The sequence below is a fragment of the Blautia sp. AF34-10 genome, from assembly GCF_003477865.1.
GTDB classification, from domain to species: Bacteria; Bacillota; Clostridia; order Lachnospirales; family Lachnospiraceae; genus Fusicatenibacter; species Fusicatenibacter saccharivorans.
This window is the reverse complement of the sequence record NZ_QUED01000004.1, coordinates 107,601-133,920: the sequence shown is the minus strand read 5'-3', so window position 1 is coordinate 133,920 and position 26,320 is coordinate 107,601. Positions and strand designations below refer to the sequence as shown.

General features: G+C 40.6%; 29 protein-coding genes and 1 tRNA gene. 26 read left to right on the top strand and 4 right to left on the bottom strand.

What is annotated here, in order from left to right:
• Window positions 1-104: 104 nt before the first annotated feature.
• Window positions 105-296: a YlcI/YnfO family protein gene (locus DWZ60_RS03910; protein WP_055220177.1), complete on the bottom strand. Its 192-nt coding sequence runs from the start codon at window positions 294-296 to the stop codon at window positions 105-107.
• Between the two features lie 514 nt (window positions 297-810).
• On the opposite strand from DWZ60_RS03910, the gene DWZ60_RS03905 reads away from it, so the two are divergent.
• From DWZ60_RS03905 to DWZ60_RS17225, 14 genes are all read left to right on the top strand, one after another.
• Window positions 811-2,367: an NEW3 domain-containing protein gene (locus DWZ60_RS03905; protein WP_119221271.1), complete on the top strand. Its 1,557-nt coding sequence runs from the start codon at window positions 811-813 to the stop codon at window positions 2,365-2,367.
• A gap of 53 nt (window positions 2,368-2,420) precedes the next feature.
• Window positions 2,421-4,658 (top strand): PEGA domain-containing protein, encoded by a 2,238-nt coding sequence (locus DWZ60_RS03900; protein ID WP_119221270.1) that lies wholly within the window; start codon window positions 2,421-2,423, stop codon window positions 4,656-4,658.
• 124 nt (window positions 4,659-4,782) lie between these two features.
• Window positions 4,783-6,156: a hypothetical protein gene (locus DWZ60_RS03895; RefSeq protein ID WP_119221269.1), complete on the top strand. Its 1,374-nt coding sequence runs from the start codon at window positions 4,783-4,785 to the stop codon at window positions 6,154-6,156.
• Window positions 6,096-6,701 carry a hypothetical protein gene (locus DWZ60_RS03890; protein ID WP_119221268.1) on the top strand — a complete coding sequence of 202 codons (606 nt, stop codon included), beginning with the start codon at window positions 6,096-6,098 and terminating at the stop codon, window positions 6,699-6,701. Before DWZ60_RS03895 ends, DWZ60_RS03890 begins: the two co-directional genes overlap by 61 nt.
• Before the next feature lie 278 nt (window positions 6,702-6,979).
• Window positions 6,980-8,017: a hypothetical protein gene (locus DWZ60_RS03885; protein ID WP_147397718.1), complete on the top strand. Its 1,038-nt coding sequence runs from the start codon at window positions 6,980-6,982 to the stop codon at window positions 8,015-8,017.
• A gap of 250 nt (window positions 8,018-8,267) precedes the next feature.
• Window positions 8,268-10,010, top strand: coding sequence for an AAA family ATPase (locus DWZ60_RS03880; RefSeq protein ID WP_119221266.1), 1,743 nt, complete (start codon window positions 8,268-8,270; stop codon window positions 10,008-10,010).
• Between the two features lie 123 nt (window positions 10,011-10,133).
• Complete coding sequence (locus tag DWZ60_RS03875; protein ID WP_055228085.1) at window positions 10,134-10,424, top strand: hypothetical protein; 291 nt, start codon at window positions 10,134-10,136, stop codon at window positions 10,422-10,424.
• 24 nt (window positions 10,425-10,448) lie between these two features.
• The gene (locus DWZ60_RS03870) at window positions 10,449-11,297 is read left to right on the top strand and encodes a TIGR02452 family protein (protein WP_119221265.1); all 849 of its coding nucleotides are present in this window, start codon (window positions 10,449-10,451) and stop codon (window positions 11,295-11,297) included.
• Between the two features lie 96 nt (window positions 11,298-11,393).
• A complete protein-coding gene (locus DWZ60_RS03865) occupies window positions 11,394-11,786 on the top strand; it encodes a response regulator (RefSeq protein ID WP_055228083.1) in 393 nt (130 codons plus the stop codon).
• The gene (locus DWZ60_RS03860) at window positions 11,783-12,487 is read left to right on the top strand and encodes a metallophosphoesterase (protein ID WP_119221264.1); all 705 of its coding nucleotides are present in this window, start codon (window positions 11,783-11,785) and stop codon (window positions 12,485-12,487) included. The genes DWZ60_RS03865 and DWZ60_RS03860 overlap by 4 nt, the downstream gene beginning before the upstream one ends.
• Window positions 12,488-12,796: 309 nt before the next feature.
• A complete protein-coding gene (locus DWZ60_RS03855) occupies window positions 12,797-13,030 on the top strand; it encodes a hypothetical protein (RefSeq protein ID WP_055266261.1) in 234 nt (77 codons plus the stop codon).
• A 29-nt stretch (window positions 13,031-13,059) separates the two neighbouring features.
• Entirely contained in the window at window positions 13,060-13,356 is a 297-nt protein-coding gene (locus DWZ60_RS03850) for a hypothetical protein (protein ID WP_119221263.1), read from the top strand.
• Between the two features lie 44 nt (window positions 13,357-13,400).
• A complete protein-coding gene (locus tag DWZ60_RS03845; protein WP_119221262.1) occupies window positions 13,401-13,760 on the top strand; it encodes a hypothetical protein in 360 nt (119 codons plus the stop codon).
• Window positions 13,761-13,927: 167 nt separating this feature from the next.
• Window positions 13,928-14,077, top strand: a complete 150-nt coding sequence (locus DWZ60_RS17225; protein WP_158576300.1) for a hypothetical protein — start codon at window positions 13,928-13,930, stop codon at window positions 14,075-14,077.
• A 124-nt stretch (window positions 14,078-14,201) separates the two neighbouring features.
• Here DWZ60_RS17225 and DWZ60_RS03840 read toward each other — a convergent pair whose 3' ends face one another.
• Genes DWZ60_RS03840 through DWZ60_RS03830 form a run of 3 tightly spaced genes read right to left on the bottom strand, consistent with a single transcriptional unit; the run spans window position 14,202 to window position 19,705 of the window.
• On the bottom strand, window positions 14,202-15,230 hold the full coding sequence (locus DWZ60_RS03840) for a hypothetical protein (RefSeq protein WP_119221261.1): 1,029 nt from the start codon (window positions 15,228-15,230) through the stop codon (window positions 14,202-14,204).
• On the bottom strand, window positions 15,224-18,700 hold the full coding sequence (locus tag DWZ60_RS03835) for an RNA dependent RNA polymerase (RefSeq protein ID WP_119221260.1): 3,477 nt from the start codon (window positions 18,698-18,700) through the stop codon (window positions 15,224-15,226). Before DWZ60_RS03835 ends, DWZ60_RS03840 begins: the two co-directional genes overlap by 7 nt.
• Before the next feature lie 33 nt (window positions 18,701-18,733).
• Window positions 18,734-19,705, bottom strand: coding sequence for a hypothetical protein (locus tag DWZ60_RS03830; RefSeq protein WP_147397717.1), 972 nt, complete (start codon window positions 19,703-19,705; stop codon window positions 18,734-18,736).
• A 668-nt stretch (window positions 19,706-20,373) separates the two neighbouring features.
• Between DWZ60_RS03830 and DWZ60_RS17825 the strand changes: the two genes are divergently transcribed.
• The 12 genes from DWZ60_RS17825 to DWZ60_RS03785 all read left to right on the top strand — a co-directional run bounded on the left by DWZ60_RS17825 (window position 20,374) and on the right by DWZ60_RS03785 (window position 26,267).
• Window positions 20,374-20,619, top strand: a complete 246-nt coding sequence (locus tag DWZ60_RS17825) for an HAD domain-containing protein (protein ID WP_243038197.1) — start codon at window positions 20,374-20,376, stop codon at window positions 20,617-20,619.
• A 26-nt stretch (window positions 20,620-20,645) separates the two neighbouring features.
• Window positions 20,646-20,861: a hypothetical protein gene (locus DWZ60_RS17820; protein ID WP_243038196.1), complete on the top strand. Its 216-nt coding sequence runs from the start codon at window positions 20,646-20,648 to the stop codon at window positions 20,859-20,861.
• 19 nt (window positions 20,862-20,880) lie between these two features.
• Entirely contained in the window at window positions 20,881-21,699 is an 819-nt protein-coding gene (locus DWZ60_RS03820; RefSeq protein ID WP_119221258.1) for an endonuclease/exonuclease/phosphatase family protein, read from the top strand.
• Window positions 21,700-21,929: 230 nt separating this feature from the next.
• Window positions 21,930-22,613 carry a hypothetical protein gene (locus DWZ60_RS03815; protein ID WP_119221257.1) on the top strand — a complete coding sequence of 228 codons (684 nt, stop codon included), beginning with the start codon at window positions 21,930-21,932 and terminating at the stop codon, window positions 22,611-22,613.
• 94 nt (window positions 22,614-22,707) lie between these two features.
• Window positions 22,708-23,154: a hypothetical protein gene (locus DWZ60_RS03810; RefSeq protein WP_119221256.1), complete on the top strand. Its 447-nt coding sequence runs from the start codon at window positions 22,708-22,710 to the stop codon at window positions 23,152-23,154.
• 141 nt (window positions 23,155-23,295) lie between these two features.
• The gene (locus DWZ60_RS03805; RefSeq protein ID WP_055228066.1) at window positions 23,296-23,871 is read left to right on the top strand and encodes a hypothetical protein; all 576 of its coding nucleotides are present in this window, start codon (window positions 23,296-23,298) and stop codon (window positions 23,869-23,871) included.
• Window positions 23,872-23,931: 60 nt separating this feature from the next.
• Window positions 23,932-24,129, top strand: coding sequence for a hypothetical protein (locus DWZ60_RS03800; RefSeq protein ID WP_055228065.1), 198 nt, complete (start codon window positions 23,932-23,934; stop codon window positions 24,127-24,129).
• Between the two features lie 22 nt (window positions 24,130-24,151).
• On the top strand, window positions 24,152-24,595 hold the full coding sequence (locus DWZ60_RS03795; protein ID WP_158576298.1) for a DUF4253 domain-containing protein: 444 nt from the start codon (window positions 24,152-24,154) through the stop codon (window positions 24,593-24,595).
• A gap of 180 nt (window positions 24,596-24,775) precedes the next feature.
• Window positions 24,776-24,937 (top strand): hypothetical protein, encoded by a 162-nt coding sequence (locus tag DWZ60_RS17220; RefSeq protein WP_156327583.1) that lies wholly within the window; start codon window positions 24,776-24,778, stop codon window positions 24,935-24,937.
• A 12-nt stretch (window positions 24,938-24,949) separates the two neighbouring features.
• Window positions 24,950-25,054, top strand: a tRNA-OTHER gene (locus DWZ60_RS17215).
• A gap of 54 nt (window positions 25,055-25,108) precedes the next feature.
• Complete coding sequence (locus DWZ60_RS03790) at window positions 25,109-25,699, top strand: GNAT family N-acetyltransferase (RefSeq protein WP_158576296.1); 591 nt, start codon at window positions 25,109-25,111, stop codon at window positions 25,697-25,699.
• Window positions 25,689-26,267 (top strand): hypothetical protein, encoded by a 579-nt coding sequence (locus DWZ60_RS03785; RefSeq protein WP_118666534.1) that lies wholly within the window; start codon window positions 25,689-25,691, stop codon window positions 26,265-26,267. Before DWZ60_RS03790 ends, DWZ60_RS03785 begins: the two co-directional genes overlap by 11 nt.
• Window positions 26,268-26,320 lie beyond the last annotated feature (53 nt).

The window sequence follows — 26,320 nt, the reverse complement described above, 5'->3', positions numbered from 1 at the left end:
CTTGTCCTAGAAAAAATAAGAAGCATGGTAAGATAAAATAGAAGCAGAGAACAGCCAGAAAATGCACGTCGAACCATAAAAATCTGCTTTGAAAAAAATAAAAGTTAATTGTGTTCTTCTGACGGGGCGTCCATGTGATCCAGCGCATACTCACACGCCTGAATCACAAAACTGGAAAAGGTAATGTCCTGGTCAGAATCGGAAATTGCCTGTTCGATCTGATCGATCAGGTGAATGGGGAAACGGATGGTTTTGTTTTCCGTTTCCTTGCGGTTGCCTTTTAACTGAAATGCCATATCAAACTCCATTCTGCTGCCGGAGAATATAAGAACGGAGCATGCTTCCGGATCTTATGTGGAAACTACGGGCAGCATAAAACATAACAAAGGTGTTTCAAAAAAGGTTCGACAAAAAATAAATTTTTCGAATCTGCGAAATCGAAAAATGAAGAAAAAGCTGTTTTGGGGACAGCTTATTTCAGTGCGCTTTTTTCTGGCTGTATTCTGATTTTAAAGAGTACTGGAATCCCAGTCTGTTTTATTGTATTGCATAATAACGATGAAATATGCATTGCAAAACGCAATACAAAATATATTGCAAATAAAGGGAGGATGTATTACACTAAAAGAAATACAACAGAAGAAGGAGGAAAATGAACTATTCATTGCTCTGCTCAGCTAATGATTGGATGCAGAGCAAGAAAAGCCGCCTTTCCATTGACGGAAGGCGCCAGGGATCCTGAAGACAGCATAAGCGGCAGATATTCAGAGAAAAAGGATCGAAATTTTACATTTACGAGGGAGAAGACGTATGAAAGTGTGGAAGAAATTACAAGTTGTCTTTCTGGCACTGCTTTTATGCACCGGAATGATGACACAGCCTGCTCTTGCAGCATCGCTGCTTCAGGATGGAATCGAAGCAGCCTTGACAACAGACAAAGAAACTTACCAGCAGGGTGAAGAAATCAAAGTTACTTTAACTGTAACCAATACAAATGATACAGCAGTAACGAATCTGTCACTGGAAAATATTTTGCCGGAAAATTTTGTGCTGGCCGAAAATGCGGAGACAACAAAAAAGATGGAATCTCTGCAGGCTGGAGAAACCGTTACGTTGACAACGGTTTGTACGGTAAAAGCATCAGATGACAAGAAGGATGATGAAAATAAGGAAAATCCTTCTGGAGATGACAAAAAGAATCCGACAGATAATGAAAAGCCAGGAAATGGAAACGTAGCAAATGACACGAAAAATCCTGGTACGACAACGGGCAGCAAGGATTCCGGAACGACATTAACAAAAGATCAGGGAACTGGAAACGCAAAGCAAAATGGCCAGTCCTTAAAGGCTGAGAAACTGAAATCTGCACCGAAAATGGGTGACAACACCAAAATTATTGTTTGGGTTGTACTGCTGGTGCTGGCAGGAGCAGCCGTTGTTGTTGCACTAAAGAAAAAAAACAGAAGAAATAAAATGTTGGCGTGGTTTCTGTGCCTGATTATGACGGGAAGCACCGTTGCAGGCGTATTTCCGGAACGGGCAAGAGCAGAAGCACAAAGTGTAAACATAGGAAAGGTCATGGAGCTTTCCAAGAATATTCTTGTGGATCAGACTACCGTGGAGCTGAAAGCAAAAGTTGAATATATCTACGTGAAGTCAGATGATCCATCGGACGACACCAAAACATATACACGCGGTGAGTGGGTGCAGATGCTCGCTGAAAAGGTTGAAATGAACCTGGATACAGATCCGGATTCCTTAAACCATTATTATGCGGATACGGCAGGAAATGCGTATGAAGCAGCAATCGAAATCGCAGAGAAATATGGAATCCTGCCGCCACCGGATATCGAAGATCTGGAGCAGGATATCCCGTTTTTCTATCCAGATGAACCGGCAACACGCGAATTTGCGGCTTATACGGCAGTACATGCAATGGGATTCAATGGAATACATTCGTATGATACGAACAGTTGGACAGATTGGGATAGTATTACATATCAAAATGAAGCAGCAATTGCAGTAGGGAAAGGATTTCTGGAATTAAATACAGAAAACCAGTTCCAGCCGCATGCGTTGCTTTCCAAGAAAGATGTTAAATCGATTTTCTGTGAAATTGATGAAATCAGACAGGAAGACACAACAATTGGTGAAGAGCCGCATGATAATACACAGTACGTAGATGGTGTATTGAAAAAAGAACTGGAAAATATCACAGATTATACAGTTGTAGAGAATGCGGATGGAACCTATACAGTTACACTTCCGAAAACAACCGAGACAGAAAAAATCGGAGAAGGAAGTGTTATGATCCTCCTGCGAATGAAGTTTATATTTCAGGTATCGCGCTCAAAGCAACTACGGTAACAGAGGATGGCGAGAAACTGATTCTGACATGCATAAAGCCAGAATTATGGGAAGTGGTCAGCAAAATTGATTTTGTCGGAGGCGGTACAGCACTTATCGGAGGAGCTGCTGACACGGATGAATACGGAATTGCAACACAGGCTAATATAGGAGCAGGTGGTGTTATTGATGTTGGCTACGAAAAGAATTTTGAATTTAATATTGGTTCGAATGATGAAGGAAAAGGAAAAATTGATTTTGAAATTCCTGAAATTCTGTGCGTTGTAAATGTTGACGTTGGAGTAAATGGTGTTTCGGTAAATGAACTTAAACTTGCTGTCACGGAAAATGCAAATGAAGATATTACGGCGGAAAAAGAATTTGCTGACAGTGGTCAGGTAGAATTAATGCGTTTTCCAATTACAATAGGGGCTACCGGTTTTACCTTTGATGTTGTACTTTTCTGTTCATACAAAGCAGATGGATCCTTACATATTTCATATAGCGTTGAATCAACACAGGGATTTGAATATAAAGATGGAACATGGAGAGGCATTTTCGATTTTCATCATGGTGTTGATACCCTTGAGGTAAAGGGAAATATGGAAGGCGGTATTGGCATAAAAGGTCTGTTGACTTTGTACAGTGTTTTTGATTTAGCAGGCTATTATGCAGATTTAGGCTTAGGCGTTGAGGCAGAATTTGCATACCATGATTTAGAAAATGGAAGTCTTGCATGCGAGGATATCAAGGTATATCCATACTCAACAAATGGACTCGATACAGATTCCCTGCTTGGAGATGTATTGAAGAAATATTTCGATTTTGATCTGGAATTCAAACCGCTTCAAAATGATGAAAACAACAACTTGAGAATAAAAATGCATAAGGAAAATGGAGTCCGCGTTGAAAAATGTACGTACGCCAGCGGCGGTATCACAGGATATGTTTACTCGAGCAAAACACGTTTGCCGATAGAAAACGCGAGAGTCAGAATTTCCAGAAAAGTCAGAGCAGGCAGCGGCAATGGTGGAAACAGCGTAGCCGGAGGCGGCAGTGGAGGCGGAAGCCATGGAGCCTGGAACCTTGAAACAGAAGAAAATGAAATTGCTGTTTTTTCAGGAGGAGCTGGAGTCTGGAGAGAGGAAGGAACAGAAACAGAAAGAATTCTCTATACCGATGTGTTTGGCAAGTACAGCACCAAAAATCTGCAGGATGGAACTTATGAAATTACAGTATCCGCAACGTCTTATCAGACGTACAAGGTTGCGGAAGTTCTGGTTCAGAACAGTGAAATCAGATATGTAGAAGATATCTATATGGTGGAGCGCCATGATGATTTTAATACAGGTTCTGTAGAGGGAACGATAACCGATGCAGTCACGGGAGATGGTATTACAGAAACAGCCTACATTGTACGCAAAGGCTGGAACAATCAAACGGGTGATGCTGTGACAGAAGGAGTATTTGAAAATGCAGACTATACTCTTTCAATGGAAAATGGAAATTATACGCTTGAAATCAGCAAAGAAGGCTATGTGACGAATTACAAAAATATCACAGTAGCGGGAGACCAGATTGAAACAGCAAATATTGTTCTTGTACCGGGAGATGGGAACGGTGAAACCGCAGGAGAACTCCGCATCGTATTAACCTGGGGCGAAGAGCCGTGGGATCTGGATTCTCATCTTGCATGCTACTCGTCGGACAAACCGTATCATATCTGGTTCGGACAGACAGATTTCGAAGGAAATTCTGTTGGAAACTTAGACGTAGATGATACAAGTAGTTATGGTCCGGAAACCATTACAGTACGTAACGTAAAAGCAGACGAAAAGTTCAGCTATTTCGTACACGATTATACCAACAGTTACAGTGAAGTGGCCAATGAAATGTCTCTTTCTGGAGCAAAAGTTCAGGTTTATCTCGAAGGCAAAAACATTGCAACATACACGATTCCGACAAATCAGCCAGGAACCTTATGGCATGTTTTTGATTTCGATGGAGCGACCAAAACCATTAAATCTGTAAACACGCTTGAATATCAGAATGACCCATACACCATCGGTGGAATTGATCAGGAAATGGATGATGTGGATGACACAGAAGAGATTGAAATGTACGCTGGAAAGGTACGAAACAAAAAACAGCCAGAGCAGAAAGTGGTTGTTGAGGAAACTCCATTACCGGAAACAACTGCAGAGAGCGTGATTTCGGAGTCGGAAGTAGCAGAACCTGGTGAAGCAGTATCCAAATCAGAATCAGAGCCAGATGATGAAAACGTGGCAGAAGATGAAACGGTAACTCCGTAATACAAAGAAGTTTAAAATGTGGTGAATCAGTAAATCTGATGCACCACATTTTAAACGAATCAAGTAAGTGGCGAAGCGGATTGCGAATATCCGCTTTGACAGGCAGAATAAGGAGCAGGTACAGATGAAAAAATGGATCCGCGCAGTATTGGCAGGCACAATCATTCTGGCATTGATTCTGTTTGGAATTTTTGCAGCTCAAAATACACAGAAGAGTACAAAGCCGGAACAGAATCCGGAAGAACAGAATACAAGTGTATCGGAAAACAGCACATCGGATGAGAGCACAGCAGAAAACAGTACGGATGATCCTGACATCATTGTAAAAGACAATGTAAAGGTGATTACCAATGAGATGAAATCAGAAGATCAGCCAACGGAAGTTTCTGACAACAGTCTCACCTTTGAAAAAGATCCTGGTTACCAGACCGGAGATGTTCTTGTTGCGGGAGAAATCAGTGCAGCGCCTTCTGGATTTATTCGAAAAGTAGTGCAGATAGAAAAAACGAATCAGGGTTACCGGGTAGAAACAGAGCCGGCGACCCTGCTGGATGTATTCGAAAAGGCACATATTATCAAACAGTTCCGGCTGACGGAGGATGGTGCAAGTGAAACAGGAAATAACAGCGCTTATATTATTAAAAGACTGTCCGAAGATGAATCGGAAGAAGAGACAGAGGAAGAAAACAGTGATTACGATTACAGTGTCTCAATCAATGTTGAAGAAGAACCCGTTCAGTTTTCAGGAGAGGCAGGATGGGGATGCTGGCTGGAACTTCAGATTGATATCGAAGACGGTGAAGTCCAGTGTGGAATTGCAGTAAGGAGCAAAGCCGGTATTTCCCTGGAATGCGGCGCAAACAGCGAGAAAGAATTTGAAAAGGAAAAAACCGTTTACGAACGAAAACTGCCGAATATCGAGTTCAACGCCGGTATTGTACCGATTGTTATTACAAATCATATGGAAGCCGTTGTCGGGGCAGCGGGAAGTCTGGAGGGCGGCATTCACAGCTCTTACGGTGCAACAGCCGACAGCACCCTGGGATTCCAGTATGACAGCAGAACAGGCAAAGTAGAAGAAGTCAAAGAAGGAAATCTGAATTCAGACGGACTTGAGTGGAGTACGGTTGAGGTGAACGGAAGGCTGGAAGCATACATTGACATCCGGCTGAGCGCAAAATTATATGACAGCGCTGGCCTGAATCTTTCCGGCGGAGCAGTTGGAAAAGCAGAAGGCCAGGCAAAGGTATCCGTGAAGGACGACCTGGGTGGATATGCGGGCTCACTGGAGCTTTCCATCAGCCCGAGAATCAAAGGAAAAGCAGTGTTGATATCCCGGTCATTGATAAAAAAATGCAGGAAACAGATCTTTTTGACCGGACCTTTGATCCAATCTGGTCAAAACACTGGGAGTCAAGTGCAGACTGGCAGAAGGATATGGAATGGACGGAAACTGGAGAGCAGGGAGATATCTATGTTACACGGTATGGAGAAGTAAATCAGTGTGACAGCACGGCATTCCAGTTTGAAATCCCAAAAGGCTGGGAAATTCAGACGGAGGAAGTTGGCGGTTCCATGGATGCGGTCAGAGAAAACGTTGTTCTGACAAACGAGAGAGGTGTTACCGTTTCGTTTTGGTACTGCCAAGGCGCGCTTGGCGGCTATTCGCGTGATATGCTGAAGGCACAGGTTTCACAGGCAGACACTTCTAATTTCGTGCCTGGATATCCATGGGGAACCGATCGTGACTGTTCAGATCTTGGCGAATTTATGGTAGCACGAGTACATATCACAGGCGAGATGATGGCTGGCATTGATGATGATTATGTTCCTGTAGACAGCACGTTGTTCGCAGTGATACCGACATCCCGTCTTGGCGAGATTGAATTTGCAGGTCAGGCTGGGGACGTAGACGAATTTTCTTTTGACTATCCGACACCAGTTGCATTTATCGCAGAAGCACCAGACGGTACATTTACAGAAAAAGAAGAAGAACAGGTGATTCGCATTTTGAAGAGCTTTAAAGTGGCTGAATTAGATTAAGAGGTACCCCGGAGGGCAGGAAGAGATGAACTGTGTTCTGGGGTATTTCAACATCACGTAAGACAAGATGGAAGGAAAGTGTTATTTTAAAATCTTGTGAAATCAAAGAGTGAGGATTTTTTGGAAATTACATAAAAAGAAATAGTAAAGAAAAACGAGCTGTGATATAATGAATGTGATGAAAAAATGAGTAACGAAAAATCAATAAAAATATGGAAAAGAACATAGAAAACATGGATTTTTCGGGAAACAGAAAGAAAAAGGAGGAGTGTTTCGAGATGGAAACAAAGAACAAAAACAAAAAGACAGTCATCATGCTTGCTGTAATTGGTATTGCGATTGTCTGCATTTGTGTCATCGGAGTTTTTGCAAAGAAAGCGTATGACCGTCATCAGGAGGAGCTTCGCTTACAGGCAATTGAGACAAAAAACAGTGAGATTGATGGGGAATATCAGAGATTTGAAAAAGAAGAAGACAGAAATAAAAAACTGGAAGCATTGAAACAAGAGATGGAGAGTGCGGAAAAGTATAAAAAGACAGAAGGCGATTATGAGGAATGTTCTGCACACTATGAAAAAATTATTGCGCAGATGAAGAATTCCTTTGTCTCCGAATATGACGACACGATCAAAATAATTGCGGATAAAATTGGTGATGATGTTGAAAAAGTGGACGATAAGGAAGCACTCAAAAACGCTACCAGCGAATTTACGACATTCAAAGATATCTTGAAAAATGACTTCGAAAATTATAATACCGTTGAGCAGGACAGCTTTGACAAATATAACAGTACGATTGATGATTATGTAACAAAATACAATGACAGAGTAACTGCTATTGAAAAAGCTGAGGAAGAAGCTCGTAAAAAAGCTGAAGAAGAGGCTAAAAAGAAAGCTGAAGAGGAAGCAAAGAAGAAAGCAGAAGAAGAGGTTGCTGCTAAAGCTGCTCAGGAAGAAGCAGAAAGAAAAGCTGCTGAAGAAGCTGCTGAACAAAGTTCCGGATCATCTTCAAGTGGTTCTAGTTACTATGACGACAGTAATGATTATAGTTACAGTGGCGGAAGCTCAAGCTCTGATTATTCTGGTGGTTCTAGCTATGATTCTGGATCTTCTAGTTCTGGAAATGATTACAGTGGTGGATCAAGTTCATCTAGTGGAGATTCAAGCAGTAGCGAAAACGGATCTAGCAGTAATAATAATTTAAATCATACTTGGGCTGAAGATGGAGCTGGTAGAGTTGATGGTTATTATGATCCATCTAATGGCGATATTTATGATGCAAATGGAAATTATCAGGGAAATTTAGGAGATTGGTAAAATTTACATTTTTAATTTTATTTAATAACTTAACTAAATTATTTAAATAGGAAAGTTTAATGCTTTATTTTGCTTTCCTATTCAGCTCTTTTTAGTGACAGGAGCCAATATAAGATCATAAAAAATTGGATAGATTAGAAACCGATAAGAACCATTGCCAAAGCAAATAAAACCAGCTAAAATAGAGATCAGAACATAAGCACAGTCGCAGGTGTCAAAAACCGCAAAAGTTGGAAAGGAAGGTTTCAAGATGAGAAAACCAAAACTCCCGACCGGGATTGACAACTTTAAAAAGATTCGCAATGGAAATTATTATTATGTAGATAAAACTTCCCTTGTAGAACAGATTTTAAATAACGGAAGTGAGGTCACGCTTTTTACGCGCCCACGCCGTTTTGGAAAATCCCTGAATATGAGTATGATTCAGCATTTCTTTGAAATTGGAACGGATCCAGCACTTTTTGGCGGCTTGAAGATTTCTAAGAATACAGAGATTTGTGAACAATATATGGGAAAATATCCCGTTATTTCCATCAGCTTAAAAGGAATTGATGCCGATTTCTATGAAAAAGCCCGTGCGCAGCTCATAAAAACAATCAATCGTGAGGCAAGAAGATTTCAATTTCTTCTGGAAAGTGACAAATTGAGCCGGGTTGATAAAGCACTTTTTTCAGAACTTCTGACAAGAAATATGGAAGAAGACACCATTACCGGCAGTCTTCAGAAACTGACAGAACTGTTGGAAGTTCACTATGAACAGCAAGTGGTTGTCCTGATTGACGAATACGATGTTCCGATGGCAAAAGCCCATGAAAATGGATATTATGATGAAATGGTATTGCTGCTTCGAAATATGTTCGGAAATGTTCTGAAAACAAACAGCAGTCTTGCCTTTGCCGTTTTGACGGGCTGCCTGCGAATTGCAAAAGAAAGCATCTTTACCGGACTGAACAATTTCAAAGTATATTCGATTACAAATACAGAATTTGATGAAACCTTCGGTTTTACAGATGAAGAAGTAAAGACCATGCTGCATGACTATGAAATGGATGACCGATATGACGAGGTAAAAGAATGGTATGACGGATACCGATTCGGAAAAGCAGATGTGTACTGTCCATGGGATGTTGTGAATTACTGCAATGATCATATCCATAATCCAGAGGCCGAGCCGGAAAATTACTGGATGAATACAAGCGGGAACAGTGTGATTCATCATTTTATCGACAGCATCAATGAACCGGATATGCTCACAAAAACAGAACTGGAATGGCTGGTAAATGGAAAAACAGTGATCAAACAAATCGATGAAATGGTTACCTACAATGATCTGTATTCGACCATGGATCATCTGTGGAGTACACTTTTCATGACTGGATACCTGACACAGCGCGGAAGAGAAAGCGATGGCCGCTATTGCCTTGCAATTCCAAACCGGGAAATACGAAATATCATAACAGAACGGATTCTTACACTGTTTCAGCAGGAAGTGAAAAAAGACGGGAAAATGGCAGAACAGTTCTGCCAGGCACTGCTTGGGGGAAAAGCAGCAGAGGTGGAAAGCCTTTTGAATTTGTATTTGCAGAAGACGGTCAGCGTACGCGATACCTTTGTGCGGAAATCACTGAAAGAAAATTTCTATCATGGAATTCTGCTTGGAATCTTAAGCTATAAAAATGACTGGCGTGTATCTTCCAATCGAGAATCGGGAGAAGGATTCAGCGATATTGTAATTGAAACTGGAGATGCAGAAACAGGAATTGTGATAGAAGTGAAGTATACAGATGAGAAAAAAGATCTGGAAAGAGATTGCCGGAAGGCATTGGAGCAGATTCGGGATAAAAATTATACGCAGATATTGTGGCAGGAGGGCTATAAAAAAATGGTGCAGTATGGAATTGCATTTCATTTAAAACAGTGTTGTGTGATGGAAGAAGAGATGCAGCGTAAGTGGAATCGAGATGGGGCTCTGAATAGTTACAATTTGTTATAAAATTCAGGGCAGAGATATTGCCCTGAATTTTATATACGGACAAGTTTCTGTCAACATTTTCCGTTCGATATGAGATAAAATGGCAATATTCAAAAGAAAAAGCCTACCATGAGGAGAAAAAAGATGGAAGAAAAGACAGCAAACATGGCAGAGAATATTCGCGTTACATTCACCGGATTTCACTACATAAAGGATGGCGATTATCCAAATGACTTCGAGGTATGCTTACTGATCCTGAAAGACAACAGCTTATCAGCAGGCTGCTGGGATACAGGATTGTATGCCACGGAAGGCGGCAAGCAGCCAGGTGCATTTCGACAGGCAAGGGGCTGCTTTATCGATGCGGACTATGTAAAAGCCTGGACGAAGCTGGAGGATAAGGTGTATGATTTTCAACAGAACAGCATTGTATGATAGGAATACGGGAGGAGAAGTGTAATGGATAGAAGAAGTAATAATATCGCGATATTTCAGGATTCCATGGATATGATAAAAGCAAGCCAGAAGCTTCAGCAGGCAGTTCAGCTTTCAATTCAGAACCAAAAACTGTATGTTCCATCTCAGGCGATTGCACTTCCTGAATCTGGAAAATCACCTTGCAAAACGATTGTTTCATCCAAAAGAAGCTTCGAAGCCGCCTCTGCATACGCAAAAGCCGGAAAACGAGTCTGTGTCCTGAATTTCGCCTCTGCAACCAACCCCGGCGGCGGTGTAACACGGGGAAGCACAGCACAGGAAGAATGTCTTTGCCGATGCAGCACACTTTATCCATGCCTGGATACAAAAACGATATGGCATCAGTTCTATCAACCGCATCGGAAAGCAGGCGATCCACTTTATAATGATGATCTGTTGTATACACCGGGAGTCGTCGTATTTAAGACCGACACCTCTGCGCCGGAACGAACGGAAGAAAAAGACTGGTATCAGGTAGACATCATTACCTGTGCAGCCCCGAATCTCCGAAAGAAACCAAGCAATGCCATGAACCCGTCTGCAGGAAATGCGCCGGTTAAGATTAGTGAGAAAGCACTGTACGAACTTCAGATGCAAAGATTGGAACGTGTTTTTCAGGCGGCAGCATCAAACGGAGCGGAAGTTCTGATTTTAGGCGCGTTTGGCTGCGGCGCTTTCTGCAACCCGCCGAGAATTGTAGCACGGGCATTTCGGAGTGTACAGGAAAAATATGCATCCTATTTCGAAACGATAGAATATGCGGTGTTCTGCGGCAGAAACAACACGCAGAATAATGATGTATTCAATATGGTGCTTGGAGATAGAAAATAGAATCTAAATGGTGTTCTGAAAGAACACAAAAGCGAACAGAAGATACGAGCGTATGAAAAGCACAAACAACAAAAATGAGAGGGACGGCTGTAGAATATGAAAGTTCTGAACTTCGAGGACAGTGTTTATAAGGCAAATGCAATTCGAAAAATCTTAGGTAATCGCTGTGGTGTGGCATCGGTTGAGCAGGTGTCTAATGTGGAAGATGGTCTGAAAATGTTGAAAGATGCAGAAAACGCAGGAGAGCCGTTCAATCTGATCATCACAGATATGCATTTTCCAATGAGGTCAGGAGCCATCAGCGACACAGAAGCGGGAGAAAAATTAGTTCAGATTCTGCAGGCGCAGGGAAATCAAACCAACATTATCGTATGTTCCTCAAGAAATATGAAACTTCCAGGTGTGTATGGATGTATCTGGTATTCGGAAATCAGCGACTGGGAAGAAGAACTTTGTGATCTTGTAAGAGAGATGGAAAAAAGTAAATGATTTATGCGATGAGTGATATTCACGGACAATATGAGCTGTTCAGGAACCTGATGGAGCAGATACCCCTTGGAAAAGATGATATACTCTATGTACTTGGTGACGTAGTCGACCGGGGGCCGGATTCCATGAATACCTTGAAATATATGATGGCAAACCCTAATATCATTCCCATTATGGGCAACCATGAGCTCATGGCTCTTCCTTGTCTGAAACTTCTGGTACCGGAACTTTCGAAGGAATTTCTTCATAAACTGTCATCACAGGCACGTCAGTCCTTTGCAGAATGGACGTTGAACGGCGGAATCAGCACAATTCAGGAGTTCTTGAAACTTCCGCAGGAAGAGCGTCGACAGGTAGTGGAATATATAGAAGCATTTCGTCCGTATGGGAAGAAAATCATAAATAATGGGGAATATTGGCTGATTCACGCAGGGCTGGAACATTTTTCGGAATCAAGGCAGCTTGAGGAGTATTCTGTGGAGGAACTTGTGTGGAAAAGAACCGATTTTGACATCGCGTATTTTAAAAACATTACTGTGGTGAGCGGACACATCCCTACGCAGAATATTCTTGGAAACAGCAGACCCGGATATATCTTTAAGAAAAATAATCACATTGCGATTGACTGCGGAGCAGGTGGAAATAATGGAAGACTGGCGGTGATTTGCCTGGATACAGGGGAAGAATATTATGCAGAATAAATTAGGCGGGCAGAAGAGAAATACTTTAGGGTGGAAAATATGAGAACAGTGTTGTGGTAAAGTTGTAGAGAAATTTCTTGTTTTCGCTTGCAGAATAACGGAAAGTGCGACATAATTTGAGTAAGAAAATTGTGATGATACAGAGAAACAGTCTTAGTGTTTATACAGATCGCGACAGTCTCATTTAACCGAATCAAGCAAGTAGCGAAGCGGATTGAGAATATCCACTTTGACTAAGTAGATATTTTTTGTGACTGTTATTCAAGAAAGTTTCAATACGCAGAGGAGGGGAAGAAAATAAATTTTAATTTGAGCGTACAAAAATGGCATCTTGTTTCGGAAAAAGGATTGCCAAAGGATGGCACATGGTGTTTTCTGGTATGGAAAAGTGCAAAAGATGAATATGAATGGACTGTTGGCGGATACAACGAAGCTGAGAAGTATTTTTACGCAAATCTTGGCTTAGGCGGGATGATTGTTGATGCAGATGAAGTTGTTGCCTGGGCAGAACTTTTCAAGGACGAAACCTTTACGGCAGAGTAGGTAAAACAGCCAGGAAAAGAGGAAAACAAATGATTCAAAAGAGATCCAGAATAAAAATAAATACAGATCTAGCAAAAATCAGACAGGCAGGAAAAAATCCGCAGGAAGTGCAGAAAGAGCTTTTGGAGTTCTTTGAAAAAAGAGGATTTGAGTATGAAGAGTATGTTGGGTATCTGTATCAGGAAGAGATTACACAGGAGAAAGCGCAGCAAATTGCGGATGAATTGAAAGAATGTGGATTGGCGAAATTTGTGCATGATTTTTATGTTTATGATGTGGATGGGAAGATTGTTGTGATGGAAGATGGAAATAAGGAATACATATAATTTGTCTAAATTTCTTATTTGCAGAGAGATGGAGGTAATATTTAATGACTGATGATAAAATTTGCGTATTTAAGGATTCAGATTTGAAAAACTTTGGAAAAAGTATTTGTGAAATAAACATTGAGGAAAGAGAAATAAAAAATATTGATTCTCATAGAAAGGATGATCCGACAAGTTTGTGGTTAAAAAAACATTGTGAAAAGAAATATGCATTTGCGTTATTGGCTAATATTCCAGATGATAACAGGGATGAATCTTGGATTACTATTCAAGTTGGCAGTGGTAATAAAATTTTGAATGAGATAATATCTGAACTTGTACGTATGCAACCAGGGTCTGCATATAGGAAGTTTCCTTCAGTTTTCATGAAAATACACCAGAGTTTGATTATGCGCAAGAGGTAGATTGTCAAAAATATAGATTCATAGCAGAACAATATAAAAAATTTAAAATTCTTATTTTTGATAATGATTTATTTTTAGAGCAACAACGAGGAAATATTCCGAAAGATATTCTTGATGGATTTTCAGAGGAACAAAAGGCACAAGTTGTCGAGACTTTATTTGCGTATATGACAAGAGCTTATTTTTGGAATAAATCACCTAGAAATAATATGATTGAAGATCGGATTTCTAAAGAAATTATAAATGGAAATATAAAAATACAAAAGTTGGGTGATAAAAAAGTGATTTTTAAAGGAAAGATTATTGAAGAGTATTGATGTTCAAATGCACTATTGATGCATAAAAACGTTTTAAAATCAAAAACAAACGTTTGAAAACATCGGTTAAGAGGGAACATTGGTAGTTGTTGACTGAGGTGGCGGTTTAACGCCACCTCCCCAATTATTCATTCAAGCATCTCAAACTCTTGCTCCCATGCCCCATATCCTGGAGAATCCAGTATTTAGACGTATCAACATCACAAGCCTGTGATGGATCAATCAGGTGAAAGTCAAAATAGGAGAGAAATGCCTGGTTGACAGAAAATTTGATAAAGTTCCATTGACTTTCTCGGCTGTAAGCTTCCATAATTTGTTCCTTCGTTTCCAGCCCCCATACGCAGCGTGGGAAATACCAGATGCTTCGCGCCCCTTTCGCATCATCAATACCATACCAGTTGAGGAGCTGACCTCTATAGAGCAGTACAAATGTTTGACCTTTGGGATGGTATTTTTGACTTAAGAGATACGCGGCTATATTTTTGAGTAAGCGTTCACGTGTTTTTTCGTACAGCGTGTGTATTTTACCATCATTGCCAGCCTTCAGACTGTATAAATAAGAAAAACGTTCTTTTTTATTTTTCACAGGAGCGCCGGAAGGATCTTTCCGAAAGACCAAATACTGTTCTTTTAATGACCCACGATTGAGTGCCTGGGCAATTACGGAATTCAATGTTATTTGATTTTCCCGATAATCGTTGACGGACAAAGTTTCGGTCCATTTGGTCTCCAGGTTCTTCCAAAGAGTTTCTTTTTCCTTCTCGTTTTTCTCACAATGTGCCATCCAATATTTTTTAAACCATCCGTCTGCCTCACGAAAATAGTCTGTCCCATTCGAAGCTTGTCGGCGGTAACTGGGAGCGGGATTACGTTCCGGAGAATTCGCATGCTCAAAATGGAAGCCAAGCCAGCGTTGTAAAAAGAGTTTTGTATCATTCAAAAGTTCAGGGCGAACAAATCCATCTGAATAAATTTCATCTTCACGGTAAGTGTCAAAAATATATCCTCTTGCAAGTACAACCAGAATCTGTTCAATTCCATATAAACCGCAGTCCGTACTGAAATTTCCAGTAAGTAATTTAGGCTGAATTCTTGGCGAGCTTGATTCGGGATTTGTTATATATGCTTCGAATTCCGCTTTTTCATTCAACATGTAGTATCACTTCCTTTCAAATGAGAATCGATATCTTCCCACACAAATGCATCCCAGAAGAAATTCCGGTTTTCAGAGCTTGTTCTTGTGAGCTTATGCAATGTGGTAATAAGCTGTCCCATATCGACAGATGAATGGTCAATCAGTTCTTCCAGTTCGCGGAGACAAATACGGTAGATCTTGCGTTGTGCATTTGCATCATTATTTACGTAAAAATTACGGGCAGCGTTGTCCAGGTGTCTGATGAAGTCCGAATTTGAAGCCACATAGGAAGAAATGGGCGGAAGTTCTTCCTTAGGAGCCTTTTTTGCCTTTCTTTTCTCTTCTGACTTTTCCATTTGCTTTATCGCTTTTTCTTTTAGAACATCAAAAGGGGCATCCTGTGTTGGCACCTTTATACAGGAAAGAATTAACCATAACGTTTTGTATCCCTGCTGATAAAAATGGAACAGCAGTTCTCGCTCCGTTTCATCAAGGGAAGCTTCTTTGAATCCATTTCCAATGATGTACTCCAATGCCTTTCCACGATGATCAGAAGGCTGAAGAAGCCATTGCTCATGAAGAAGACGTGTGCGCATGTCCTGAATGGAATTGCTTTCCGTAATATGCTCTTGTATTTTACTTTTTAAGGCTGGAACCGTAATTCTTTGAAGCTGAATCGCAGTTTCTTCATCATAAATTTGAAACAAATTTCTCAGAAGATTTTCCGGTGCATAGAAAACCTCTTTTTTTTCTTCTCTTATAATAGGAAGAAGAGAATGGATGTAAAAGAAATGCGTGGATAAAATCTCACGGCATTGCGTTTCAAAAATTTTGATCGCTGCACTATTTTTAGCAGATGTTTTTTTCGGCGCAAGGAACAACTTTAAGGTATTATCGCGGACTTTTTCTTTCGCTTTGTATTTTTCCAATTCATCTCTAAAACGGCCAGGCAATTTGTTAATACAGGTTCCATAATCTGGAACAGAAAAAGTTGCGTTTGTCCGACAATCCTTTGCGGAAATCGTGAACTTCTCTTCGTTGGAAGATTTACTGTTTTTGACAGTCAAATTGCTGAAATAATAATTTTCTTCTGAGCGCAACTGTTTCCATTTTTTCAAAAACGTCAGATAGGAATTCTGATGCGTTTGCTCCTTTAGAATGGGATCTAAATTAGGGTGCTTTCCATTTTTGGCTGCATCAATTTCCAAACCGGTCAATAAGGTACAATGTTCACACGAAGGAGGAACAGGAGCTGATGAAGCATTTGGCTTTGTCACAAGTACCTGGTTCGTGGAATTTGATGATGAATTTAACGGTTTGCCATACTCGGTCTGCCCAATGGAAATGGATGCATTGGAAATCAGTCCGATCCGGTTGGAAAAGGTATTTTTGATATGTTCGAATGGAACATGTGCCTTTAATTCAACAGCAGGAGAATCCAAAGCAGGAATTGTGATAATGGGAAGAATACGGTATGGATACGTTTCTGTATCGTAGCATCCAGATGCAACTGCGTTTACAACATCCTGATCAAATATAACGTTAACCAAATCGCCGTCAAAATCAGCGCCGCCTAAACATAAAGGAGCAACGGAACCTCGTGGAACCATAACAATACCAGTTAATTTACCGAAATATTTTTGATAAACTTTAAGATGCTTTTTAAAGGAATTATAATTTACATGTCCTATTTTTGTGTAATGCACTTCATCGGTATTTGTAAAACGCCGCATAATAAACTGTTCATTTCTTGAAAGATGTGGGCTTCTGAAAAAGGCATAATAGGAAAGATAATCCCATTTTTTGTCTAACTGTTGATTTGAGGTCATAGGAAGATAGAACCGATCAAATAAATAGTATGTGAAAAAGCCGCCCATATCGGTCTCTTTTTCCAGCAGGCTTACAAGCAATGGCAGCAGATCCCGGCACAAATACCGTGTTTGGCCTTCTACAAGCAGTTTTCCGCTCACCAGTTTTGTTAAAAGCCCTTTTTGAATGTTCTGCAATTGCGATTTTATATAGATATCATTTGCAAGAGCAGGATTCTTAAAGAGAGCCTTTTTCCATACCGGCGATTCAGTGTCAGCAAAAATATTTTCTAATTCATCCGTGTCGTTTGCCTCATCGTCACTGACCATGTTTTCAGTATCCAGCAGACCATCACAACTTTTTAAATAATTAATGGGATTTTTAATAAAGGAGCAATGGCTGTTTAAAATATGCTCAAATTGTGTTTCAGAAAAATCAAGGGTATTAATCATCTGATAGCTTAAATGCGTATATTTTGACTGTCCATAAGGTAAATTAGTACCCGAAATATATAATGCATGGTCGTATTTTTTTAATGCATTGCAATAAAATTCCATCGGATCAATGGTTTTACCCTCTTTTTTTGCAGCTTCACAATACTGCTTTAACCAGCTATATGCCTTAAACATACTTTTGGTAACAAAAACATGGGCTTTATACAGGTCACGTTTAAATCCAAAGGCATCAGTATACAAGTTTGTGTGTGAATCGTTATCGCTGTTATGTTCCCTTAAAAATGCGTGAACATCAACCTCATGAAGCATTCCTTTTATAAAGGGGAGCCTTATTTGAAAAGAGGTTGCGTCGGATGTTCCAAGAGAAGTATTGACATAACATGAATAGGTTGGAGTGATAAAGCCAGAACCATCGAAAGGAGTATCTACATAGAAAAACTCTTCCGTTTTCGGTTTTAAAAATTGGTAATCTATTGTTTCATCTGAATCCGTTGTTTTTTCTGCTGTTAATAAGGGGACATTCCGCTGATAATTATATCCAGTCGCTGGTTTGTTTTCACGTTTACCGGAGGCTATCCGTTCGTCCTGCACAACTACAAATGTCTCAGGAGTAAGACGTAATTCTTCAGAATCAATTCTTTTGGAAGAAGACAGATACAATCCCCGGTAGGCATAATATTTACTTTCTGCTATTTTGATTTTATTTCCGAAAAAATCAATTCCTAAATTGAGACGGAGATTTAATTCATCGTAAAGAGTTTCATCAATGAACGAAATCCTGCTGTGCCGGGTCATGTTTCCACTCTTATCAAATGCAGACATATGGACAGTTTTGTCAGAATCTGGAAAATAAAGATCAAACCCATGCTCGATCAGATCCCGCGCATCTTTCTGAAGAAATTCCTGATCTTTCAGTTTCCATTTGGGATCGGAAGATTTGTCAAAGGAAAGAAAGATATCCTGAAAATCAACGATAAGGAATTTATCATATAAAGTTTTCTCCGTGACCTGAAAGGAAGAGCCCTGTCTTTTCTTCAGAACTTCATAAATTTGATGAAAAAGAGGACAATCCTCTCGCGTGATTTCCTGTGTGACCACGTAGTTGTGAACGGGGTCGGAAAAATCCAGTTTGAAACATTGATTGTTTTCAGTGGGCTTTTTGGGAAAATAATCAAAAAGAGCCTTGGCGTTGAGGGTTATGATTATTTGCTTGGTATTTGTCATATATTATCTCCCACAATTGAGAATTTTGTAATTTCAATTAATAGTGACGGTTGGATCTTGACGCCAGTCAATCTTGGCAAGTGCATCAATTAATTTATTCCATTCGGTGGATGCAACTTCGGAGTTAGGGTATTTGTCAGTGAAATCAGCAATTTCAGCGACATCAATTTCAAAAGCTAAATTTTCAAAAACAAAACTTTTGTCATGCAATAGTTTTTTCCTTAACTCAATAAGATTTAGATTGTTCGATTCATCGTCTGAAGAATAGTTCAATTTTGTTATTTTAAAACATGTCCATATTAGTCCGTTTGTATAAAGAACTCTACCGTACCATAAAAGTTCACCTAATAATTCGGAGAGATCTGCATCAAAAGGAGAATAATCCGAATTAGTTTTAGCTTCTTTGATGAAAAAACGATTAACTTTTTTTTGAACAAAAATGGTAGAATTTTCTTTTAAATATTCTTCCATATTTATTTTGATATTTTTTGCATTGTGTGTAAAAATAGGGGACCATTGTTTCGTGTCGACCAGCGAGGGGAGTGCGTTTTTGGGATCCATTAGTTCGACTGTAGTATTAGGAGAAATATCGTTCAAAAGTTTTTCTTCATCCTTAATCTTGACCTTTGCGTCTGAGCAAATATTTTTTAAAACTTTCTGGAAATAATAATGAGTGGTTGGCTTGATTGGGATGATTTTTAAAATGTTGTTAGTGATATTATATGTTCCGGATTTAAGATTAGGCAATGTTTCATCCTTTTTTTTACATTCGACGCATCCATAAAGAAATTCAAGTTGATTATCCTCAGAACCATTAGTTGAATCAAAGCGCTTATCTAAAATTGCTATATCTGGAAAAGGTAAATCAATGTCGGATTCTTTTTTGTAACCGCCTAAGAGCTGTCTTCCAGGAATAGAGTTTGCCTTGCGTGCGCTTGCAATTAATTTTAAGGAAAGCTTATAGTCTTCTTCTTTTTTGGAGCATTCAATCATTTGTAATAACATATATACCCAAGGATATAAGCTTCCTCTTGGGCATATTGTTTATCCATTAATTGTAATTCCTCAAAATAATCTTTTACTGTAAATTCAATATTCATGTTAATCTCCATGTTGATCTCCATTCTGCCAAGTTAAGATGGCTAATCAGATTTCTGACACAATTAGCATTGTGAGCAAGGCATTTTTAGTGATAAGAGGGATATGCCATTGCTCAGTTTTAGTTTTGAAAGTTGCAAAGTCTTTTTATTACAGGAACATCTATAAAAATAATACCCCCGGAAAAGTAATATTACAAGACGACAATCAAAATTTGTCGAATATTTTTCAGCAAAATAAGAACTTGTCGAATTTAAACTTGTATGCATTCTGATCGTGCGCGTCTAGGAATATCTGAATTCAACCATTTCTATTTAACGCAGCGCACAATGGAGTATTATTTTGAAAATCTTACAGGAAAGAGAGGTGCATGAAAATGATTGTGGACAGTAGAAAAATAGAATAGAAGCAAAGACAACAGAATACAGCCAGTGTACTGTCTGTCTAGTGTGAAAAAGAAGACAAGAACAATACAAGACAATAAAAATAACACCCCCGGAATTTTGTCAGAAGCAGTCGGATATATTTGATCTATTCGGCTGCTTTTTTGCAAGGGCAGGGAAAGGGGAACACAAATGGGCAAAAAACATAAAAACTTTGTAGTATTTCTGGATGTCGATGGCGTCCTGAATACCAGGACCACCGTCCAGCAAACCCCAAAAGGATATCAGGGAATTGACGATGCGCGCGTGGAGGTTCTGGCAAAGACAATCAGCAAGTTTGGCGGAGCGGATATCGTTCTGTCATCTGACTGGAAGGAACTAGAACCCACAGGTGAAGATTACAGATATCTGGTTTCCAGCTCGCCCGATATGGCCTGATTATATCGGGACACACGCAGGACAGGATGTACAAAAGAGGTGCCGGAATTGCAGCATACCTGGAAGAACATCCAGAGATCAAAGAATATGTGATTCTGGATGATTGCAGATTTGATTTCCAGAGTTATCCAAAACTTTGGGAGCGGCTGCTGCTTACCGAGGGGATAGAGCATGCTCGGTTCGCAGCCGGAACGCCGGCTGTGGAGACGATGGTATTTTTGGATTATGTAAAATTATTTTAACCAAATGGAGGAAAAGCAAATGAAGAGCAAAGTAATTGGATGGAACATCAATCAGCGCAGTGGTATGGGAAAGGGGATTCCACAGTTTGTGATCGATGAACTGATCGACCAGAATGCAGACATTATTGTGTTAACAGAACTGTTTCAGCACAGCACGATTGGTTATTTCTGGGCTGAGATGGAGCGAGCCGGATATCAGCATGCAGTCACGCAGAATGATGGAACAAATGAAGTTGGAATTCTTTGGAAGAAGGACGTATACACTTTTCTTGCAGTGGATGATTCGGTGGTTACGACGATGAAAAACAATCATCCGAACTTCTTGCTGGTGGATCTGGAAGACCAGAACGGACAGCTTCTTACCGTTGCCGGATTTCGGATTCGAATGGTGGATTACAGCCAGCGTGCCGAAGAACTGGAAATTGTTGTGAATAAGGCAAAGGAAAAGAAAAATCCAGTGCTTATGATTGCAGACTGCAATAACCTCCGGCGGGCGACGACGGAGACAAGCTGGAATCTATATGTGGTTGACCATATTCTGTCCAAGGGTGGATTCGAGAGACACACGCCATGCGGTCAAAGCATCTTTGAGGAACACGCAGAAAGAGGATATGCATATGAATTTGCAGAAGATCATTTGATTACACGCGATATTGTAGTTGAGCTTGGAGATTATGACAGAGAATTTGTAAGGCGCGATCGGATTGCGTATCCGTGGGGGAAAGATTTTCAAACCTATGATAAAGAACACAGCCGAAGAGTATCCGTGGAACCTGGATTTCCGGACCATGCGATCGTAAAGGGATATCTTAGTACAGAGAAAGATCAGAAAAAGTAAATCTGATGAAGCTGTAGACTATAAAGATAACACCCCCGGAAAAGTGTGACCGTTGTGTAGCAAGATGTTTGCTGATGCAGCGGTCACACTTTTTATGGGGCAAAAAGAAAGGAGGAGAATGAAAATGTCAGAAAAACCGCTTACCTTTTTGCTCACACTGTTCCTACCCTTTTTGTAAGGAGCAAATATTGTATGATGAAATCACGAATTAAAGAAAAGGAGAAATCAAAATGATGAAATTTGATAGTGCAAAATACAGAACCGTACTCAATCTGATTAAGAAAACAGGCGAATTCAAAGGGCAGGCAGTACGAAGCAAGTCCTGGCTTCATGTGATGATAGGCGAGGCACTTGGAATATCACCAGAAACGGTAAAAGGCTGGGAGAGAGAAAACTCGAATGGTCCAGACCCGAGAATTCCAGGTTTGCTGGATGGGCTGGAGGCGTATTTGGAATTACCGAAGGGTGGACTGCGGAAAGGAACAAGTGAACCAATTAAAACTAATGAAGAGGAGAGAAAGATCATGAATACAACAACTGATTTTCAGAAACAGCAGATTATGGAGTGCTATGAAAGACTCAGAAAATTTGTCAGCGACATGGATATTGAGGATGAAAACGTATATTACGACATTCGCAATATGATTGAAGTGAAGAAAATCGCATTGCCGATAGCAGTATATGAGGCAATGCTGAACTTCATGGATCATGACGTTGAACCGTATGTGTTTGAAGACACGACGGAAATCTTTTCCGAAGAGGAAGCAAAGCGCAATGAGAAAGGCATTGTGGAAATAAAGTCGGAGCAGGCATTTCAAAAGCTGATGGTTCGATTTATGGAAAAGCTGTCAGAGCTGGATGAGAAGATCGAAGCGTTTGCAGAGCGTGAGTTAAAGCCTTATCTCGAAGGATAAGGCTGTGAAACAGGGCGGAGAGATATTGTCGATTCGGGTCGGGATATCTCTCACAAACAAAGACCAGATCAGAAGAAAAAATTGGAGGGACAAAATGGGAAATCAAATTCAATTTACTAAGGAAGATGCTTATCGTAACCCAGTCAAGGAAAAACGGGAGCGGATCAAAGTCACAACCATTCAGAAAGCCCATCTGCTGAAGAAATTCTCGAATGTCCTGCGGGATAATAAGGATGGTATCAGTTTCTGGTTCAATACAGAAAGATTCATGACAACGGCAAGAAGATATAATTTTGTAGCCTCCAGCATCCTGCGGGATATAGAATTATCAGAATATATTGAAGAGGATGAATCAGTGAGCCTCAAGACAATACGGAGATTGTTAAACTATTGTCAATACCCGGAGGAAGAGGAGCTTATGGTTGGAATTCAGGCGATCAAACATATTGGCAAGGCGTTATACGGGGATGAAGATGCCTTCCTGGAGGTCATTGACGAGGAAAGTCTGTGCTGCATGGCAGAGCAATATCTGGCAATGTAAGAGCCATAAATTTCAGAGTGCGGCAGTTCGGACAAAAATCTGACACCAGAAGGACAGTGAGTCATGATACGATACTGCACAGAACTTCAGTCTGTGCAGTATCTGAACCTACATGTAGTATCAATACAGGAGGAAGAACATATGAAAAAAGAGAGCATGGAAGTCGTAGGAAGAATTGTAAAACGCGAGAGGGAGCTATTTGGCATTCGTGTAATAAAAAAGGACAACACATCAAAAGTGCGTCAGATGTACCCGGAAGCATGGCACATGTTTTACTTGTTAGAGAATGAAAATAATCTGGTTCCGCCGCTGGAAATCCAAGGCACGATGGAGGTGCTGAAAAATGATCAGATCCGCCTGCTGTGGTTCATTCATCCCATCATGATCAATGAGTGGAATATGGAGAACTGCATTTTGTTTGCCAATGAAGTAAACAGAGAGCTTGGCAACGGCGGCCGTTTCTGGGTAGATACGGAGTATTTTGATTTTGCGTATGAAGAGCGTTTTGAAGAAGAAATGCTGCAGCTTAGTGGGATGAATGTATTAGAACGGCATATGTTCGAATGGCCGCTTGGACAGTTCCGGGATATTCACATTCCGCTTATGATGCTTCTGCAGGGAAAATGGGGAGCTGAAACAGCCATTCGGTTTATCAAAGAACTCAGAGAAAATGGTTTCGTCGAAAATGAAAAATACGATCTGTTTCCGGATGCGTGATTTGAGAGCTGTTTTGGAAATGCAGCGAAATAAATGAGTACAAAGAATGGAGAAAGAAAAATGGCTAAAAAAGTGGATTACAAAAAATATAACTGCGTATTAGAGATGAGCAAATGGATGGGAAGCACACCGAAAGCCTTTAAAGCGGCAATCCTGAAAGAGGCTGTGCGCCAGAATGCGAACAGCGGTGGGAAGGTGGAAAAGAAGGAAATAAGAGCATGCAGAGCCGAAAAGCATAAGAAAAGGACATGCAAATAAAAATATGGTGGAGGCGAAAGATATGACGACGATTATCTGTGAGATGGATTCTATGGAGTTGTGTGTCTGGAAGGAAAAGCATCTGCAAAGGGTATGCAGCGGAGATGAATGGATTTTCCGGGAGAAGGAAAAAGAACCGGAAGGTATACGGGTGAACTTTGATGTGGAGCATGCCTATGAGATCTTTGAATGTCTGGGCAGGTATTGGGGCGATTTCAATTCTTGCCCGGACAGCGAAACCATGGGACGGGTGGCAAAAAGATGGGAAGAAAAATATGGATTAAAGCTGGTGGAACTTTCACATGATACGTTGACCTTTCAAAGTGATCGTCGGATTTCGAAAAAGGAGGCGGCCGAGATTACAGAAGAAACGGTGGAGCTTTGTGCAGAAATTGTAAACGGAAAAGAAAATCAGCAGATCGAGACAATCAGCAGAACAGGGAGGATTACATTATGGTGGGACTGAGTGTATAAAAGGCCAAAAGAGTGTCCACATGCAGGAACGGTTCCATGATAAGATAAGGCATACCCGGAAAGTAAACCACAAGTTCAATGCAACCGCCGGGAAAAAGTGGAATAATAGGAGTACATCAGAACACCGGCGAATGCATTCGAATACCGAACAGATCAGGAGGAACAACTCGATATGACGTTGAACGAACTTTTCGCAATTCAGGAAGCAGACGTAACAAAAGAATTCCTGTTGAAAGCCGGCTGGAGTGAGATCGCAGAAGAACCGGCGGAGATATTCCGGCGGAGCAGGCTGGTTCCTGACAGAGTGGAATCACATAAGGAATACAAAAGTTAAAAGAGAAATATGAGTGAGGTAGCTCAGCCATGGTAGAGCAGAGAAACCAAGCCGATCATGGGTGTGGTCGGTACAGCAAAAGATCTATTGTCGCTGGTTCGATTCCAGCCCTCACTCCTGAAACATGAAAACTCACAGTCAACGTACAAAAGAATGGAGACGAGATCACAAATGAACACAGGATCTGCAATCGAAACTGAAAGATTATTCCTTCTCCCAAGCCGGACGGACAGAGACTCCGAGGCATTTTTACAAATGCTGCGGGATGATGGCGACTTCTACATATTCTGCGGAGTCAGCCCATCCGAAAAACATGTGATGGGGTTTGCCAACTACTTTGAGAGAACCGATCATGAGCTTTGCACCTATTCCATTTTTCCCAAACAGCAGAAAGACAAGTTTATCGGCTACGTAGGCGTACATAGAGAAATGGAAGACGAATACGAAATTGAATTTTATATCGCCAGAGAATACCGAAGAAACGGCTACTGTGAAGAAGCCAGCCGAGAGCTGATTAATCAGCTCTTTGGTGATGGGGTTTCTGCAAACGGAAAGAATCTTTTCGTCGATAAGCTGTATGTGACGACCCAGACAGAAAATGAACCAACGATCAGCCTGCTGCGGAAGCTGGGATTCAGAGAAGTAGAGGACGGCCCGATCATGGTTGTGCTGGGTAACATTTTCGAAAAAGAAGATAATTTTTTCGCACACGAAGTAGTAAAACTGGTACTGACAAAGGAAGAGTTTTCTGATGGCAATTAAATTTGAAGAACTGAGAAAATATGTTGCACGCAATGTCCGCTTATCCATCTGTTTTGAGGATGGTTATTACCACGATTATCTGATGATGTCAGACATTCCGGAACAGAAATATGCTGGCTTTTACATCTATGGAGTCGGAATGGTGGATGTGGAATTTTCCAGAGATGTCTATATGGCTTTGCCGGAACCGGAAGGAGAATGCTGGTGCAGCAAAGATGATACAATGAAACCTGCGATGGAACTTATGATTTCGGAAGAACCGCGGGATATCAAACGGAGTGTGGAACAGAAGCTTTTGTTCCGTGACTTAAAACCGTATCTGCAGATCGGCAGACATTTTTCTATCGTAAATCGAAATGACTGGTCATCTGAATACTATGAATATCGGAGTGAGATACCGGAGAAATACGATGATATGTATGTGTACGGCATCGGAATGGAAGAGTGTCCGCATGCTGAAAAAACGTGGATGGATGTTCAGTATGAAACTATTCGCAGAAAGCAGATGGTAATTGTGCTTTCTAATCAGCTGAGAGAAGATCTCAGGTCACTGTTCACACAGCAGTGAAACACTTACTGTTTCGATGCGTAAGAATGTGATTCAAATGTGAGCAACCCTCC